Raw genomic sequence first — 211 nt, 5'->3', positions numbered from 1 at the left:
CCGTCAGGTGCTGCAACAGGAAGAGGGCGGCCATGTGCTGTTGTTCCGTCAGCGGGACTTGCTGCCATTGAATACCTCCTTGTCTCGTGACGCGGTGGATGCCTGGCTGAAACTGGTGACTCAGCGTTGTACGGAGCTATTGCAGAAAAATGGCATGGACGCGGGCAATCTGGCGCGCTTGAATGGTTCTGACTTTATCGTGCTGCTCAAG

General features: G+C 55.9%; 1 protein-coding gene. It reads left to right on the top strand.

Translation table 11 applies throughout. The features are described from left to right. On the top strand, nucleotides 1-211 hold a 211-nt coding region (locus LKX83_RS33555), incomplete at both ends, for a hypothetical protein (protein ID WP_227887653.1).

The organism is Cohnella baijiui (assembly GCF_020731285.1).
In the GTDB taxonomy this organism is placed as follows: Bacteria; Bacillota; Bacilli; order Paenibacillales; family Paenibacillaceae; genus Cohnella.
The sequence above is the reverse complement of the archived record's forward strand: the minus strand, read 5'-3'. Positions and strand labels throughout refer to the sequence as shown.